The 16058-nt window shown below is 66.1% G+C and carries 17 protein-coding genes and 1 riboswitch; of the genes, 12 read left to right on the top strand and 5 right to left on the bottom strand.

Features of this window, described 5'->3' with window-relative positions; genetic code table 11:
• From LJE61_RS07245 to LJE61_RS07255, 3 genes are all read left to right on the top strand, one after another.
• A partial coding sequence (locus tag LJE61_RS07245; RefSeq protein ID WP_296910363.1) for a helix-turn-helix domain-containing protein occupies window positions 1-181 on the top strand: 181 nt, incomplete at its 5' end.
• A 326-nt stretch (window positions 182-507) separates the two neighbouring features.
• Window positions 508-1308 carry a PEP-CTERM/exosortase system-associated acyltransferase gene (locus LJE61_RS07250; RefSeq protein WP_296910365.1) on the top strand — a complete coding sequence of 267 codons (801 nt, stop codon included), beginning with the start codon at window positions 508-510 and terminating at the stop codon, window positions 1306-1308.
• Window positions 1309-1632: 324 nt separating this feature from the next.
• A complete protein-coding gene (locus tag LJE61_RS07255; RefSeq protein WP_296910367.1) occupies window positions 1633-2442 on the top strand; it encodes a proteasome-type protease in 810 nt (269 codons plus the stop codon).
• 373 nt (window positions 2443-2815) lie between these two features.
• On the opposite strand, the gene LJE61_RS07260 is transcribed toward LJE61_RS07255, so the two are convergent.
• A complete protein-coding gene (locus LJE61_RS07260; RefSeq protein ID WP_296910369.1) occupies window positions 2816-3751 on the bottom strand; it encodes an LOG family protein in 936 nt (311 codons plus the stop codon).
• Window positions 3752-4103: 352 nt separating this feature from the next.
• On the opposite strand from LJE61_RS07260, the gene LJE61_RS07265 reads away from it, so the two are divergent.
• The 3 genes from LJE61_RS07265 (at window position 4104) to LJE61_RS07275 (ending at window position 6040) form a co-directional block, all read left to right on the top strand.
• The gene (locus tag LJE61_RS07265; RefSeq protein ID WP_296910371.1) at window positions 4104-4565 is read left to right on the top strand and encodes a tellurite resistance TerB family protein; all 462 of its coding nucleotides are present in this window, start codon (window positions 4104-4106) and stop codon (window positions 4563-4565) included.
• A 445-nt stretch (window positions 4566-5010) separates the two neighbouring features.
• Window positions 5011-5625 carry a DUF3611 family protein gene (locus tag LJE61_RS07270; RefSeq protein WP_296910374.1) on the top strand — a complete coding sequence of 205 codons (615 nt, stop codon included), beginning with the start codon at window positions 5011-5013 and terminating at the stop codon, window positions 5623-5625.
• Window positions 5626-5845: 220 nt separating this feature from the next.
• Window positions 5846-6040: a PIN domain-containing protein gene (locus LJE61_RS07275; protein WP_296910376.1), complete on the top strand. Its 195-nt coding sequence runs from the start codon at window positions 5846-5848 to the stop codon at window positions 6038-6040.
• Window positions 6041-6186: 146 nt separating this feature from the next.
• Here the strand turns inward: LJE61_RS07275 and LJE61_RS07280 are convergent, their stop codons facing one another.
• Together LJE61_RS07280 and LJE61_RS07285 are read right to left on the bottom strand one after the other, a co-directional pair.
• Entirely contained in the window at window positions 6187-6609 is a 423-nt protein-coding gene (locus LJE61_RS07280; protein WP_296910378.1) for a DUF3597 domain-containing protein, read from the bottom strand.
• A gap of 357 nt (window positions 6610-6966) precedes the next feature.
• Window positions 6967-7341 (bottom strand): hypothetical protein, encoded by a 375-nt coding sequence (locus tag LJE61_RS07285; protein ID WP_296917898.1) that lies wholly within the window; start codon window positions 7339-7341, stop codon window positions 6967-6969.
• Between the two features lie 323 nt (window positions 7342-7664).
• Between LJE61_RS07285 and LJE61_RS07290 the strand changes: the two genes are divergently transcribed.
• Window positions 7665-9023, top strand: a complete 1359-nt coding sequence (locus LJE61_RS07290) for a saccharopine dehydrogenase family protein (protein WP_296910381.1) — start codon at window positions 7665-7667, stop codon at window positions 9021-9023.
• A gap of 72 nt (window positions 9024-9095) precedes the next feature.
• Entirely contained in the window at window positions 9096-10565 is a 1470-nt protein-coding gene (locus tag LJE61_RS07295; protein WP_296910383.1) for an alpha/beta hydrolase, read from the top strand.
• 99 nt (window positions 10566-10664) lie between these two features.
• On the opposite strand, the gene LJE61_RS07300 is transcribed toward LJE61_RS07295, so the two are convergent.
• Complete coding sequence (locus tag LJE61_RS07300; RefSeq protein ID WP_296910385.1) at window positions 10665-11471, bottom strand: M90 family metallopeptidase; 807 nt, start codon at window positions 11469-11471, stop codon at window positions 10665-10667.
• 195 nt (window positions 11472-11666) lie between these two features.
• Here LJE61_RS07300 and LJE61_RS07305 point away from each other — a divergent pair, with 195 nt between their 5' ends.
• The 4 genes from LJE61_RS07305 to LJE61_RS07320 all read left to right on the top strand — a co-directional run bounded on the left by LJE61_RS07305 (window position 11667) and on the right by LJE61_RS07320 (window position 14819).
• Complete coding sequence (locus LJE61_RS07305; RefSeq protein WP_296910389.1) at window positions 11667-12317, top strand: SCO family protein; 651 nt, start codon at window positions 11667-11669, stop codon at window positions 12315-12317.
• 44 nt (window positions 12318-12361) lie between these two features.
• On the top strand, window positions 12362-12814 hold the full coding sequence (locus LJE61_RS07310) for a copper chaperone PCu(A)C (protein WP_296910390.1): 453 nt from the start codon (window positions 12362-12364) through the stop codon (window positions 12812-12814).
• Window positions 12815-13117: 303 nt separating this feature from the next.
• On the top strand, window positions 13118-13732 hold the full coding sequence (locus LJE61_RS07315) for a c-type cytochrome (protein WP_296910393.1): 615 nt from the start codon (window positions 13118-13120) through the stop codon (window positions 13730-13732).
• 304 nt (window positions 13733-14036) lie between these two features.
• Window positions 14037-14819 carry an endonuclease/exonuclease/phosphatase family protein gene (locus LJE61_RS07320; protein ID WP_296910395.1) on the top strand — a complete coding sequence of 261 codons (783 nt, stop codon included), beginning with the start codon at window positions 14037-14039 and terminating at the stop codon, window positions 14817-14819.
• 96 nt (window positions 14820-14915) lie between these two features.
• Here LJE61_RS07320 and LJE61_RS07325 read toward each other — a convergent pair whose 3' ends face one another.
• Window positions 14916-15476, bottom strand: coding sequence for a hypothetical protein (locus LJE61_RS07325; RefSeq protein WP_296910397.1), 561 nt, complete (start codon window positions 15474-15476; stop codon window positions 14916-14918).
• Between the two features lie 250 nt (window positions 15477-15726).
• Window positions 15727-15896, top strand: a riboswitch (TPP riboswitch).
• Window positions 15897-16058 lie beyond the last annotated feature (162 nt).

Consider the following 16058-nt stretch of genomic DNA (forward strand, 5'->3'; position numbering starts at 1 on the left):
CAAGTGGTTGCTGGAATCGGTCCGGCGAGAGCTTGCGGCCCAGTACCTGGCCGATCCCGGGCGCTCCCTGGCTGAGATCACCTTTCTGCTGGGTTTCTCCGAGCTGTCCAGCTTCTCCCGCGCTTACAGGCGCTGGACCGGTCGATCCCCGAGCCGGTTTCGCGAGGCTGCCTGCCCCTGAGCAGCGGGGCTGCCCCAGGCTGCTGCTGACGAATGGCGCCCCGAGTCAACGACATTGGCGCGGGATGTCAAGCGGGCTAGTCCGGATGAGGTTTATTGTTGATTTAACAAAAATAATCTGCCCGCTCGGGTCCCGTCGTGTACGCCTTGCGCGCCATGGCCTTCGACCGGCACCGAGCAGGGCGTCAGCGCGGGGCCGTCGCGTCCCCGACGTGTTGCAGCGAGATCCGCTCCGGTCGCTCCGCCGAACGTCGGTGACTGGAGCCGATCTCTAGGACAATCGCGGCGTGCGGGTTACCGTCAGCCCTAACGTAACGGACCACCGTCATGCTATCGCTCCACGCAGGACCGGCCGACATCCTGGCCCGCCCGCCTTCAGCGGGAATGCCCCAGGGCTACTTCACCTTCCGCCGCGTCGCCGGTCCTGACGGCATCCGCGAGAGCTGCCGGCTCCGTTACCAGGTCTTCTGCATCGAGCGCGGCTTCCTGAGCCCCAAGGACTATCCGGACCAGGAAGAGAGCGACTGCTACGACGCCCACGCCCTGCATTTTCTGGCGCGCCATATCGACGGCGAGCCGGCGGGGACGGCGCGCCTCGTCTTCAACGGCCCTCTGGGGCTGCCCTTCCAGCCGCATTGCAAGCTGGATCCCCGGTACCAATTCCTGTCCGACCCCCAGTATCCGTCGCGGCGGCGCTATGCGGAGATCTCGCGCTTGGCTGTACCCCGCTGTTTTCGGCGCCGCGCCGGAGACGGCGTCTACGGGGGCCCCCCCCGCGCCGATCGGTCAAGCTTCGACCGTTCCCCCACCCCGGTGTTGCCGCCCCTGGCGGACGCACCGGAAATGGTGGCCGGGATCTTTCGGCTGATCTACCAAGAAAGCAAACGCCGCGGCATCACCCACTGGGTGGTGGCGATGGAACGCGGTCTCCATGTCATGCTGAAACGGCGTGGGTTTGTCTTTACCCCCATCGGGCCGGAGGTGGACTACCATGGCCCGGTCCGGCCCTATGTCGCGGAGATCGCCGCTCTGGAGTGCATCGCCAGCCGTCAGCGTCGCCGAACCTTCGAATTCATGACCTCGGCGCTCGAGTTTCAGCTCAGGCCCGATGGTCCGCTCGATTCCTGACCATAACAGGTAGAACGGCGGGTCGCCGAGAACGATCCGCAGCCGACCAGCCCGCCCGTGCAGACAGCTCGACCGCGTCGACCAGAGATCCGTGAAACTGCGATGGTGTGCTTCGTCGATCGATGAACCCAATTGGCCGGTCGGCGCAGCCTGGCGCACAATGGCCGCGCGGACCGGCATTGCCGGGTCCGCTCCCGGCCCCCTCGCCGGAAAGGCCCCGAGGGTCGCCGCGCGCCACTCGGACCCTCTGACACTGCTGCAGCGCGGCGGGCGTCGCAGGAGCCCCTGATCCCCGCTGGTTCAGCTCGACGGAGGCTCGCCCCAATGACCTATTGCGTCGGACTCTGCCTCGACGGGGGCCTCGTGATGGCCGCCGACTCCCGCACCAATGCGGGCGTCGATTACATCTCCTCATACAGCAAACTGCATCTCTTTCGCCCGGCGCCGGACCGCATGTTCATCCTGCTCGCTGCCGGCAATCTCGCGACGACGCAGGAGGTGCTGAACCGTATTCGGCGCGACTTGGACCAGGCGACGAACCCAAGTCCCGTCCAGCCTGCACCCGCCGTCACGCTCGCGAGCGTGAGCTACCTGTTCGAGGCGGCGAGCTATGTCGGCCAGGTCAATCTCGCGGTTCAGAACGAGTACGGGCCGGCGTTGCGGCAGGCCGGCGCGAGTGTGGAGGCCACCTTCATCCTGGGCGGGCAGATCGCCGGCCAACCGCACGGCCTCTTCATGGTCTATCCGCAAGGCAATGCCATCGCGGCAACACCCGAGACCCCGTTCCTGCAGATCGGCGAGAGCAAGTACGGGAAGCCGCCCCTCGATCAGATCGTCTACCCTGGACTGTCGCTCGACGACGGCGCGCGGGTCTGCCTGGTCTCACTCCTCGCGACAGCTCGCTCCAACCTGACCGTGGGTCCGCCCTTCGAGGTCGCGATCTGCCCACGCGATACCCTGACCACGTCTCAGCGGCTCCGACTGGACGCGGACTCCCCCGAGCTGGACGCCATTACAAGGAGCTGGGCCGACAGCCTTCGCCAGGCCTTCTACAAGCTGCCCCGGTTTCCCTGGGAGCAGCCCGACGGACCCACGCAAGGTGAGGGCGCCCGGCCGAAACAGAAGCGGGTCTAGGAGCCTGTCGGACTGAGGATGAATCGGCTGCGGAAGCGGGACAAGGGTCCATGTCGCCCCGCTTTTTCGTTCTGTCGCCCTCACTCTGCGCCTCACAAACGGAACGCAATGACCTCGCTCTCCCACTCCCTCGCTTCGATCCCACTCAGTCCGACAGGCTCGTGCGCCGATTTTGATGGTGTCAGCGAGGCGAGGACCAGCCGTCCGGCGTCTCGACCGGCCATGGACCGCCGATAGGCTCTCCGGCAGCTGGACGCTGCCGGATGCGATGCCCACCGAGCCGGCCCGATGCGCGATCCTCCGCCCCGTCGACGACGTGGCGCCCATCACCGATCGCGATTGGGTCCCGGAATGCCGGTGACACCCGATCCCCTCAAGCGCCTCCGGGGCCGCGCGCCGTCTGGCGCTCCAGGCGCGCGCGCTCGGCGTAGTGCGCGCTGATGCGCGCCCAGGCATCCTCCGCACGTTCGACAAAACTGAAGAGCTCGAGATCGCTCTCGCTGATCACGCCCTCCTCGACCATCGCCTGGAAGTCGATCACGCGCTCCCAGAAGGCCCGGCCGAACAGCATGACGGGCATCGGCCTGATCTTCTGCGTCTGGATCAGACAGAGCGTCTCGAAGAGCTCGTCGAAGGTGCCGAAGCCGCCGGGGAACACGACGAGCGCCCTGGCGCGCATCAAGAAGTGCATCTTGCGCAGGGCGAAATAGTGAAACTGGAACGACAGCTCCGGGGAGATATAGGGATTGGGAACCTGCTCATGCGGCAGCGTGATGTTCAGGCCGATCGAGACGGCGTCGGCGTCGGCGGCACCCCGGTTGGCCGCTTCCATGATGCCGGGGCCCCCGCCTGTGACGATCACGAAGCGGCGCGCCAGATCGTCCTGCTCCTGCTCGGAGACGATCCGCGCGAAGCGGCGCGCCTCCTCGTAGTAGCACGAGCGCTCGAGCGCGTGACGCCAGCGCCGCACCGCCCGGCGGGCGTCCGGATCCTGAGGTGCCGCGACCAGCGCCCGCTCGGCCTCGGCCAGTCTCCTCGATGCGGTCGCGGGATCCGGGATCCGCGCACTGCCGAACACCACGATCGTGGACTCGATCCCCTGGTCCTGCAGCTCCAGCTCGGGCTTCAGGAGCTCGAGCTGCAGGCGCACGGGCCGGGCCTCGTCGCGCATCAGGAAGTCGACGTCGGTGTAGGCCAGACGATAGGCCGCCGAACGGGTCTGGGGCGTCGAGCGGGCCTCGGCGGCGCGCTCGGCATCCTCGCGTGCGGTCGGTAGGTTGACGTGCTCCTCGTCGCTTGGCGTGCGCATGCCTCTCTCCGCGGCGGACATCGAGCTGGACCGAATGCATGTCGACTCCCGGCGTGTCCGTGCGACTCCGCAGAGATCGCCCCACCGCCACGACCGGCACACGGTTGGGCCGGCTCAGGACGGGTTACCTGTGCCTCGGGATTTCAGCCCCGGAGCACGGCGGCGAGCAGTGTCCCGTCTCTCCAAGCCGCGTACAAGACCCGTCAGGTGCCCATCGCTGCGGGCCCTGCGAGCGCTGATGGCGCGCCCAAACCCCGACATTTTTGGAGTCGATCGAGCCCAATCGATATGCAATGATAGCGGCGCTGATGCGTGCAGCCCAGTGCGAGCACCAGTGATCCGGGAGCCAGCCATGTTGAGCGGTATCCGTCGCTTCTTCGATGAATTCATGACAACCGACCCGGCGGCCGCCGCCGCGCCCGGGCATGCGGTCCAGTGCGCGGCGGCGGCCCTGCTGTTGGAAATGGCCCACATGGACGAGACGCTGAAGCCGGAGGAGCACGACGCGGTGTTGAGGGCAGTCCACGAGCGCTTCGAGCTATCGCCGGAGGAGGCCGACGGGCTGATCGACTGCGCGGAGGCCGAGCGGCTGGAGGCGACCGACTACCACCAGTTCACCTCGCTGATCAAGGCGCATTTCGGCGCGGCCGAACGGATCGCTCTGGTCGAGCAGCTCTGGCGTGTCGCCTACGCCGACGAGCGCCTGTGCAAGCACGAGGAGTATCTGGTGCGTAAGGTCGCGGATCTCCTCCATGTGCCTCACAGCGCGTTCATCTCCGCGAAGCATCGGGTGCAGAGGGAGGCGGAGGGCTGAGACGGTGGGGCGCGGCGGACGCCGGCACTGCGAGGCACCGGCGGTGGGCTTGGTCGTTCAGGCTCCGGATGCATGTCACGCGGCCGCGCTCCCCAGGCGAAGAGGCGAGAGGGCACCCAGGGCCGGCGACCACAAACGCCTTGCGACAGTCCAGCGGCACGGCTATCCTTTGCCCGCGCCGCTTGAGCGGTTTTACCCTGAGCTGGACCTCAGATCTTTAGGGTCCTTCGGAACGCCGCCACGGATGGTCTTCGGTCATGGGCGAGCAGAAAGCTCGCGGCGCGATCTCGTCCGGTCCATCCCCGGCGCCGCCGGGCCTCGTTGCTCCCGGCTCCCCTTCAGGGGTGCGATCGAGCCCCGTCCTGTCTTGCGGCTCCCGCTCCTCCCGACCGCCGGCCCGTGGGTCTTCGAACGCCAACCCCAGCCTGTTAAGGAGTGAATGACCATGCTGAAAGAAATGATCGAGAAGCTTCGGACACTGCCGCGCTTCAGTCTCGCCGGCTCCTTCAAACGCCTGGGGTGGACGGGGTTCTGGATCCAGGTCATGGTGGGTGCGCTGCCGGTCGTGCTGATGGGCTACCTGATCGTGTTCGCGCAGTCCCCGAGCGGCCCGCGCATGGGCCTGCCGATCGTCGAGTATCTGACTTTCGCCGATCTGCTGCTGATGGTCTTCACCACCTTCTGGTTCTACCGCTACACCCGCATCGGACAACGCATCGCCGACCCGGCGCTGCGCCCCGCCGAAACACAGCTCACACGCGCCGTCTGGATCGGCGTTGTCGCCAGCAGCCTGGCGATCCTGTTCACGATCATCGTGATGTTCGTGGAGCTGGGACATCTGCTCTTCTATTTCCTTTCGGCCCCGCAGGCGGGTGTGCCGGTCATCCAGACCACGGGTTTGGGACCCTCAAGCTGGGTCTCGGCCGTCGATATGATCAGCCTGTTGTCGCTGGTCTTCACGCTGACGGCTGAGGTGTTTGTCTTGATTTTCAGCCTTTGGCTGCTGTTCCGGGTCATGGAAGGCTCACCCGAGTACGGTGGCGCCCAAGTCCAAGCCTAGGAGCAGCCTGTCGGACTTGAGACTGATCGACTGCCCCGTCGGTAGAGCGCCCCAGATCGGCCCGATTTCGCGTCACATAGGCCCACTATGCGCCTCAACATCGGTCGAATCTGTCCTCGCTCTCCCACTCGGCTCGCGACGATCGCTCAAGTCAGGCAGCCGCCGCTTAGAAACAGCGTTAACGGCCCGCTTGCGGGCCTTTTCCGCGGTGATAGAGGCGATGCGTTCCAAGAGCGGGCATGCGTTCGCCTTGTGGGACGCCATGCTGGTGCAGGCGGCTCGAGCCGCCGGAGTGATCCGACTCCTTATCGAGGACATGCAGCACGGCCGGACGGTCGGCACGTTGCGTCTGGAGAATCCCTTCAAGGCGGGCTTCGGTCTCGATCCGGATTGGCACGGCTCAGCCAACGGCTGACGCACCCATGCCCGAGCACGCCCGTCTTCGATGAGTCGTTGTTCCATCCACGCATCGGGGAGCAGCCTATCGATCCCGCCCTTGCGCTCTAACTGGATATCGAACATCAACGGTCGCTAAGCGGAGCAATGCTCCGCCCGCGCGCGTCAGTCGAGCAGCTCGGCCGGGATATTGCCGCCGTTGTCCGCGATCTTCTGCAATACCGTTTTGTGCAGCCACATGTTCATCTGGGCGGAATCGCTCATGAGCTCCGTGGGGCAGCCGAGCTCAGTCGCCAGCTCCTTGCGCGCCGCGTAGCTGCTATCGATATCGAGCAGCTTCAACAAGTCGACGATCGAGCGCTTCCAGTTCAGCTCCTGCGGGTTGGCCGCGGCGAGCTCCTCCAGCTGCGCCTTCACGTCCACCACCGACACCTGGGCCGGTGACGGCTTGGCCGGCGCCTCGGATTCGGACGCTGGCGGGGCCGCTGCGCCGGGCGTCGCAGCGGCAGGCGTCTCGTGCCCGGCGACGGGCGCGGCTTCAGCTTCCGACAACCCGAGCTTGTCGAGAATCTTTCCGAAAAAACTCATATTTTGTCTCCTGTTTCTCTACCACCTGTTTCTCTTCCAAGAGCCCCGCAGCTATCCGGCACTCGACGCCCGCGAGATCGAGGGCCCGGTTGCAGGGGCCCGGCAACCGCTGTTCTATTGCGCCTCGGCCGAGCGCTCCCGCGGCGGTGTCGCGACCGCTTGCGCCTCCGCCTTGCTGCCCGGCTCGAAGAAGGAGTGCATCGAGTCGTCGGTGAAGTGCCGCCAGAACTGCTCTTCGAAGAACTTGTCGTGGATCTCGAAGTCGCCGGAGGCCTGCCGCTCCTCGAGGTACTGGCGGTAGGCGTCAAGCGGCTCGGGGCCGAGCTGCTGAAAGATGATGCGGCGGCCGTATTGCTCTTAGAGCGCTCGGTTCAGCTTCCACTGACGAATCATGGCGCGGCCCATCTGCTCGACCTGGGCGGCCTCCTCCGGCGGCAGCTCGTCCTCCGCGGTCAGGCCCTTGGCGCGCATGCCGCGCTGCATGGCCTCGACATGAGTCTCGATCTCCGCGTCGCTGACCTCGACGCCGTGCAGCTCGGCGTAGCGGTCGAACAGCTCGGTCAACACGATCTGCTGCATTTCGCCGGCGTCGCCAGTGCGCACCTCCTCGCCCAGCACGGTCGCGGCCAGCGCCGTCTGCGCGTCCGGCGGCGTCATCGCATCCGACCCGGGCGCGTCCGCGCGCTGCGCTTTCACGAGGCTTCCGGCAATCAGTGCCAGACACAGCAGCAACCAGGCTCGGATTCGCATCTGCATGGCTCAGGCGCGCTTGACCGCTTTGACGATCAGAGCAGCACGGCCACCGCGCCGACCAAGGCCGGAACGAAGGCGCCGATGATCCCCACGCCGATCGACAGTCCGAGCGCCTGGAACAGTCAGCCACCGAGGACGGCGTCGACGGTCCCCATGCAGCAGAGGCCGGCTTGCCGGTCGGGTGGCTTCGGCGTATCTTGCGGGCGTCGGAGCCACCGGGCGCCGGTGCCGAAGCATCTTACCCTTTCGAGCCCGCGCTCGCCACGAGGCAAATTACCGCGTCTGCAAAAAGGAGGATCAGGTTGTCGGCCACCAGCACCGCCGGCTCGAGCGCCCCGGGTGCCTTCGCGCCGGCGAGGATCGTCTTCTTCGGTCTGGGTGCGGTGGGATCCGCACTGCTCATCTGCCTCTCGGAGCTGGCCGAGCGTGACGAGGTCCCGGTCCACTTTGTCGTCTATGTACTCAACCCCGACGCGGCGCGCGATGCGCTCTTTCACGCGGAGCGGCTGTTTGACCGGATCGACTTCATCGGGGTGTCCGACTTCGCCCCGATCTTCGCCCTTGCACCCGAGCATGAGGCCGAGCTGAAGCAGGCGTCGGTGCTGGTGAATGCGGCACTGCCGGAGTTCAACGGGGCGATGATCGACCTGGCGCTGCGCATCGGTGCGCACACGGTCGACCTTGCCTCGGACATGTACGACGCGACCACCGAGCGCACCTTGACCTTCGCGCAATACCAATACGAGCAGGCGCTGCGCGAGCGCGGCATCGCAGCGCTCATCAATATGGGTATCTCGCCCGGTGTCACGAATTTTCTGGTCGGCAGACGCATGCATGAGCTGCTTGCCGCCGATCGCAAGGACCTCGAGGTCGAGAGCATCGACCTCTACCTGCTCGAGGACATCGATTCAGACTCGATCATCTTCTCCTGGTCGCCGATCGTCGCGCTCGAGGAGCTGGCGCAGCAGCCGCGGATTCTGAACAAGGGCCGCATGCAGGTGCTCGAGCCCTTCAGCGCCGCGCGCGACTACGCCTTTCCCAAGGAGCCTCAGCCGGTCCGCCAGTATCCGCTGTATCAGGAGGAGCTCCTGTCGTTCCATCGGTCCTTTCCGGGTGTCGAGTCCATCGGGGTCTACACGGGCGGATCCGAGGTCGAGCTGGTCAAGGCGCTCTTCCAACTCAACCTGCTCTCCAAACGCACCCTGCCGCATCAGCCCGAGCTGACGGTGGAGGCCATGGTGCGCGCCATCCTGCCGGGTATGAACAAGCCGCGGCGCATCGAGGAGTACCTGCGCAACGGGGCGATTCGCCGGGCGCATTTCGCCGCGGCCGCGGAGATTCGGGTCTCGGAGGTCGTCCGCAACGATCGCCAGACTGCGATCGAGACCGTCGGGTTGAGCTACCTGCGCTACCATGACCTGCTCGGCACCCCTTACGCGGGAGCGACCTACATCTCTTATCCCACCGCGGTGGGTGCCGCGATCCTGGCGTGGCATGCACTCGAGCACGAGCGCGAGTCGCCGGGGGATCTCGCGGGGGTCGTTGCCGGGGAGGACTTGGCTCGCCTGCTGCCGCGGATGCGTGCGGACGCGATCCGTCGCGATCTGGTCGCCTGGGACATCGACCTCTTCGAGAGCGTCCGCGACGCCTCGGAGGTCTGACGTCCCGGAGGCGAAGAGCGCGCGGGTGCACAGGTCGCCAAGCTCATCATGGCGCCGAAGGAGGGCTGCGAAATGGGCGCGAGGATTGCCAGGCTCTTGAAGTTGGCGGCGCAGCTGCTTGCCGCGGGCGCCGTGACCTTTCTCGTCGTGCGGGCCTACGACGCGCATCGCGGCGCCCCGCTGGCCCCCTGGCACACCTACATACCGGAGGAGCTGGTCGCTGAGGAGCTCGATCAGGCCGATTGGGTCCGTTATCTCGAGCGCGAGCAGACGCTCTTCCGAGCGGTCCAGACCGAGGTCACCGACAGGCTCGAGCCGCAACACCAGATTCCATCCAACCGTTATTTCGATGGGAGCCCGCTCTATCCGAGCCGCTTCGCGCACGACTGGAACAGCTCCTACATTCTCGAGCCCGAACGTGATCCACTGGGTTCCGTCGTCCTGCTCCACGGGCTGACGGACTCGCCTTACAGCCTGCGGCATATCGGCAGGCATTATCGGGACGCGGGCTATGTCGTCGTCGGGATCCGGCTGCCGGGCCACGGAACCGTGCCGGCCGGCTTGACGACCGTGCATTGGCAGGACTGGTCCGCCGCGACGCGTCTGGCTGTTCGCGCGGCGCTGCGTCTCGCCGGCCCATCCGTGCCGCTGCACCTGGTCGGATTCTCCAACGGCGGGGCACTCGCGCTGAAGTACGCGCTCGACGCGGTCGATGACCCAGCTCTGCGGCAGGCGGACCGCCTGATCCTGATCACGCCGATGATCGGGATCACCGAGATGGCCAGATTCGCCGGCCTCGCGGGCTTGCCCGCGGTCTTTCCGGCATTCGCCAAAGCGGCCTGGCTCGGTGTCGTCCCCGAGTTCAATCCGTTCAAGTACAACTCGTTTCCGGTCAACGGCGCACGCCAGTCCTCGCTCCTGACCCGCGCCCTGCAGCCGCGGATCGCACGTTATGCGCGGGCGGGACGTCTCGACGAGCTGCCACCCATCATCACCTTCCAGTCCGTGGCTGACTTCACGGTGAGCACGCGCGCGATCGTCACGGGTCTATTCGCGCAGCTCCCCCCCAACGGGAGCGAGCTGGTCCTGTTCGACATCAATCGAAACACCAAATTCGGTCCATTGATGCGGCCCGACATGGAGACCGCCATCGACCGTATCCTTCCCGCGGCGCCCCGCTCGTACCGGACGACGATCATCACCAACGCGAGCCCGGACAGCAGCGACGTCGTCGAGCGCACGACCGCGGCGGGCGAGCTGAGCGAGCGCGTGCGCGACCTCGGATTGACCTATCCGCGCGACGTCTTCTCCCTCTCCCACATCGCCCTGCCGTTTCCGATCAGCGACTCGCTCTACGGGTTGGAGCCGGATCCGAACGAAGATTTCGGCGCCCACCTCGGGGCGCTGGCGATCCGGGGCGAGCGCCGCGTTCTGGTCATGAGCCTCGACTCGCTGGTGCGCCTGTCCTGGAATCCCTTTTTCCCTTATCTGCTGGAACGGATCGGGGAGGGCGCCAGCGAGATGCGGGATGAGCAGCCGTAACGCATCGGGTCCGTCGTGCGTCCATCGTGGCTGGGGAGGGGCCTGGTCTTTTTCGGATCTTGGCTGCTGCTCGCCGGGATCTGGCTCACCGACGCCGTTTCAGCGGTCGGTGCCGACGTTCACGCCCCCCGGCGCGCCGTTGAGGCGGGCTGCCGGATCCTGGCGGTAGAAGGCCCTGAGTTGCTGGTAGACCCTTGGGTATTCGGCACGAAGCAGATCGGGAAGCTCGAAAAAACACTCGCTGACCACCGCGAAAAACTCCGCGGGCGACTCGGTGGCATAGGGGTCGATGGGCGTCTCCTCGTCCGCGTCCACCCGCCGGCAGAGGTCGTCATAGGCGGCTGAGAAGGCATCCGACCACCCCTCCCGAGACATCCCTGCGTGCAGGGGCGGGCAGCCGTTCGCTGCTCCGTCGAGCATGTCGATCTTATGGGCGAGCTCGTGGATCACGACGTTGTAGCCGTCCCGCTCCAGGCCGGCCTCAACATCGTTCCAGGACAGGATGATCGGCCCCTGCTCCCAGGCCTCGCCGCTCTTGGCCTCGTGCTCGATCCAGACGACCCCGTCGTCCCCCATGACCTCTCGCTCGGGGACAAACTCCGCCGGGTAGACGATGACGGCGTACCAGCCGCGATACCAGTCGAGACCGAGCTCCAAGATCGGCAGGCAGGCTTCCAGGGCGATCACGAATCGCATCGATTCGCTCAGCTGGAGCCCCTGCACCGGCTCCAGGCGCTTCTCGCGCAGAAATGTCAGCGCGAGATCGGCAAGGCGTCGCGCCTCAGGCCCGGTCAAGTCCGCCACCAGCGGAAGGGTATCCCAGGCCGCCGCCCAGTCGCCCGGATCGACGCGTGCACGCTGGCGCTCGAGGGTCCGGGACCGCCACCAGTGGGTCAAGTGGCGCATCGATCACCCGCAAGCTGACGGCGAGGCAGCACCCTCGCCGGGCTAAGATGTGTCGGATAACGCAGGGCATGGGTCGTAGCGCGCGAATGTCCGGTGGTGCCGCCTTGTCCCCGGTTCCATTGATGCGCGTCAAGGCGAATCGCGCCCCTGCGAGGAAGATTGAGCGATCGATTTCCGCTGGAGGGGTCCCCGGCCATGGCTCGGAAGCTGTTGATCACCGTGATCCTGATCCTGGCTGGGCTGCTGGCGTGGCTGCTGTTTTACTGGGATCCGGCAGCGGTCGAGACCGGTCCGGCAGGGTCCGATCACCAAAGGCTTGAGCTTGCGGCGCCGCCGGCGGGCGGCGACTTCGTCCTCGACTCGACGAGCGGTCCCTTGGATCTGGCGGATCTCAGAGGCCGGGTCGTGCTGATCTATTTCGGCTACACTTGGTGCCCGGATATCTGTCCCACGAACCTGGTGCTGATCGCCAACGCGCTTAGGATGCTGACCCCCGAGGAGCAGGAGCGGGTGCAAGTTCTCTTCGTCAGCGTCGATCCCGAGCGTGATTCGACTCGGCGCGTCGCCGAGTATAGCGGCTATTTCCATCCGAGGATCCTGGGTCTGACCGGGACGCCGGAGCGGATCGCCGAGGTCGCCAGGCTCTACGGCGCGGCATACCGGCGCACCGAGCTGCCGGATTCGGCCCTGGGCTATGTGGTCGATCACTCGGCTTACAGCTATGTGGTCGATCCCAAGGGCCGCCTCGTGCGCACGCTCGATCATGCCACCCCGTCGGCTGAGATCGCCGCGGTCATCCGTGAGCAGCTGGGCGCTGCCTCGCCTGTTCGCGGCAGCGCGCGTTGAGCATTCGGCAAACCCCATCCACCCCGCTCGCCAGAGGACACACCATGCCCCGATACTTGACTGCCTTGCTTGCTGCGGCCGTTCTTGCGACCCTGTCCATCGCGGCCCAGGGTGTCGAGATCTCCATCGGCGATCCTTACGCGCGCGCGGTGCCGCCCGGCCAGCCCAACAGCGCCGTCTTCATGTCCCTGGAGAACCGCTCAGGAGCGGATCAGGCATTGGTGGCGGCCGAAAGCGGGGTCTCCGAGGTCGTCGAGCTCCACACCCATGTCGCGGAAGGCGGGATGATGCGGATGCGTCGGATCGAGAAGATCGAGCTGCCGGCCGGGCAGAGCGTCACGCTCCAGCCCGGTGGGCTGCACGTCATGCTGATTGGTCTCAAGCAGCCGCTGGACGTGGGTGACGTCGTGGACGTCACGTTGATCTTTGAAGGAGGCACCCGGCTGCCCGTCCAGGCCCCTGTGCGCCGGATCGAGATGCGGCACATGCAGCATTAGGACCGGTTGCAGGGGGTGGCCAAAGCGTCGTTTGCGCGGCATCGAACCCTGCAGCGTCCGGAAACACCCCAAAATGCACCTGGTTACAAGGTCGCCGATACAAGCGCATGTGGGGAATTTTCCGTGGCTCGCCCTGTCTTCCAACGCGTCCGTCGAGCGCGTTCCCGAAGCCGCGAGCCCGGTCGTTGGATTTGACCAATATGCGGAACTTCTGATATACAGCGACGGATATTTTCGCCCTTGATCAGGCCGCCTGTTGGCGCGATGGCGCGGCCACGAACACGACCAAACTAGGCATCTCCCATGGTAAAGAATTGGCTAATGACAGTTTCCGTGGCAACGGCGTTGGTCAGCGGTGCAGTCCACGCCGCTGGGGACCCCCAGGCCGGCGAGGCGAAAGCGAGCACCATCTGCCTGGCCTGCCACGGCCCACAGGGTAACAGCATCGTCCCGCTCTGGCCGAAGCTGGCCGGTCAGCATCCTGAATACATCTACAAGCAGCTGATGGATTTCAAGGCCGGCAACCGGGCGAACGAGCAAATGACCCCGATGGCGATGCCCTTGACCGACCAGGAGGTGGTCGACTTGGCGGCCTACTATGCCACCCAGGCCCAGGCGCCCGGGGCCGCCGACCCCGCGTTGGCGAAGCTGGGCGAGGCAGTCTATCGCAGCGGCAATCCCGAAACGGGCGTCCCCGCCTGCGCCGGCTGTCACGGACCGGCGGGCAAGGGGCAATCGCTCGCGAAGTTCCCGCGCATCGCGGGTCAGCACGCCGACTATACGAAGCAGACCCTGACCCACTTCCGTGATGCCTTACGGGCCAATGATCCGAACGGCATGATGCGCGGTGCCGCGGCGCGACTCAGTGATCAGGAGATCGCCGCGGTCGCCCAGTACATCCAGGGACTCAGCGACTGATTCAAGCGCCACAACGGCAGGCGTCGGGACCGGTCCTCCGTGGTCGGACTCCCAGACCGGTCCGGGTTCGGTGGGCAAGCGAGGCCAGTGCCCGACCCGCCCGGCCCGGCCCGTCGGATGGCTGACTGAGCCATGGGTCCGGGATTGCCCGGTTATCGGCTCGTTCGTGGCTAATCCAGCTCGGGGCAAGAGAGGACCGCTCAACGACGGACGGAGACCGGTGACGAGACCTGGCGTCCAATCGGCCGACATCGACGCAATCGCTGAGCGTTCTCGCCTCGGGCTGTCTGCGCATCCCGTCCACATGCAGCGACTCAAGCTCCTGAGCTATAACGTCCAGGCGGGGATCTATTCGCGGCAATACAGTGACTATCTGGTCCACAGCTGGAAGCACATCCTCCCTCACCCGGAGCGGCTGGCGAATCTGACGCGAATCGCCCAGCTGTTGCACCAGTTCGATCTGGTGGGCCTCCAGGAGGTCGATGCCGGCTCTCTGCGGAGCGCCTACATCGATCAGATCCAGTACCTGGCGCGCCACGGTGCATTCCCGCATTGGTATCGCCAAATCAACCGAAACCTCGGACCCTTTGCGCAACACAGCAACGGTCTGCTGAGCCGCCTGCGTCCGAGGCAGATCACCGAGCACAAGCTCCCCGGTCTTCCCGGCCGCGGCGTGGTGGTGGCCGAGTTCGCCCTTTCCGACCGGGAAACGCTCGCCGTGGCCATCCTGCATCTGGCCCTCGGTTGGCGAGCGCGGCGGCGCCAGCTGGAGTATCTGGTGACGCTGGCTCGTCAACATCCTTATCTCGTCCTGATGGGCGACTTCAATTGCGGATGTGATTCGAAGGGGCTGAGGTCGATGGTCCGCCAGACGGGCTTGCACGGCCTGGACTGCGAGTTGAAGACCTTCCCGAGCTGGCGGCCGACGCACAACCTCGACCACATCCTTGTCTCGCGGCCGCTCAAGGTCGTGGCGGCGCGCGTCGTCGACTATGCCCTGTCCGACCACCTTCCGCTCAGCATGACCATCGCGTTGCCGGAGGGCGTGCAGTTCGCGACGCACGGCGATCCCTCCGATCTCCAGTAGGCGTCGACGCGCGCACCGCAGACGGGGATTCGGACGCGCATCCGGCCCGGTCGCTGAGGCGACGGATCCCGGCGGGTAGACCGTCCGGTCCCCGGGTCAGTCCTGGATGTAGAAGTAATGCCAAGCCGATCCGCCGGCGCGTTCGAGCCCGTCGAGCAGCGCCGCTGTCGGGCTGGCCTCGCCCGGGAAGACCTCCTCCACTCGGATGATCTGGCGACCGAGTCCGCCCTGCTGTTTCCAGTCCCATTGCCATGGCGGGCGGGTCTGGCCGCAATTCGGGCAAGTGAAGCGGGCGCCGGAATCCTGCCCCCATCGCTCGATCTCCGCCCGCCAATCGATCAAGCGACCGCGACACCCCGGACATCGCGGTGGACGGGTGTTCCGGCCGAACAGCAGAAGCGGACGGCTCGCGGGCGGCGGCACCTGCACGTGGCAGAAGGCCGCGCCATCCCGGGGCTCGCTCGCGATGGACACGGCACAACCGGTGAAGGCCAGCAGATCGAGGAAGCCTGGGCCGATGAGGAAGGTATGGTCTTGATTGCTGATCGGCATGCCGATGAAGCCCAGATGCGACAAGCTCGCGATGAGTCGATCCCGGTCCGGGCGGGCGTGCGGGTCGCTCGGCGTCAGGATCAAGCGTCCGGCATGATTGGGCATTGAGGGCCTCGCGACATATCCTCCGCGGCGAACGGGGCAATCGCGTGGGAGGGCGCAGAGGATACCAGGTCGGCTTGCGGCTGAGCCAGATCCCCGTCCGATTGAACACGAAGGAATCGCACCCCCCGTTTTGCTATTCCATTTTCAGGCACTGAGGCGCCGGCAAACGCCGGGCCTCCTGGGCCGGTACAGGGCACCCGCCAGCTCGAGCGGGTTGAAATCCCCACTGTCTTTCGCTAGCTTCGGGGTCTCACGCTGCTGGGGGTGCCCGTCGAGCCAGCCTGCAGCCGAGAGGCATGCCCGCTCAATCCAATGGGCAGCGCACAGCCTCAAGGATACGGCAATCGCCCGACGGGCTGAGAAAGACCCTTCGAACCTGATCCGGGTCATGCCGGCGCAGGAAAGCAGGCGACGAGGACGGATAAGCCAGTCCTGAGTGGAGCGATCGCGCAGAACCGCGCCGGTTCGGCAATCCACTGACCAGGTCAGGAGATCCGCGCCGGGAATCGCGCAAGCCGCCGATCCCTCCGGCCACCTCGCATGGGGATCGCCTTCCAACCCGATCGCCCCGCCGCTCTTCCC

This window comes from Thiocapsa sp. (assembly GCF_022340925.1).
Lineage (GTDB): Bacteria > Pseudomonadota > Gammaproteobacteria > Chromatiales > Chromatiaceae > Thiocapsa.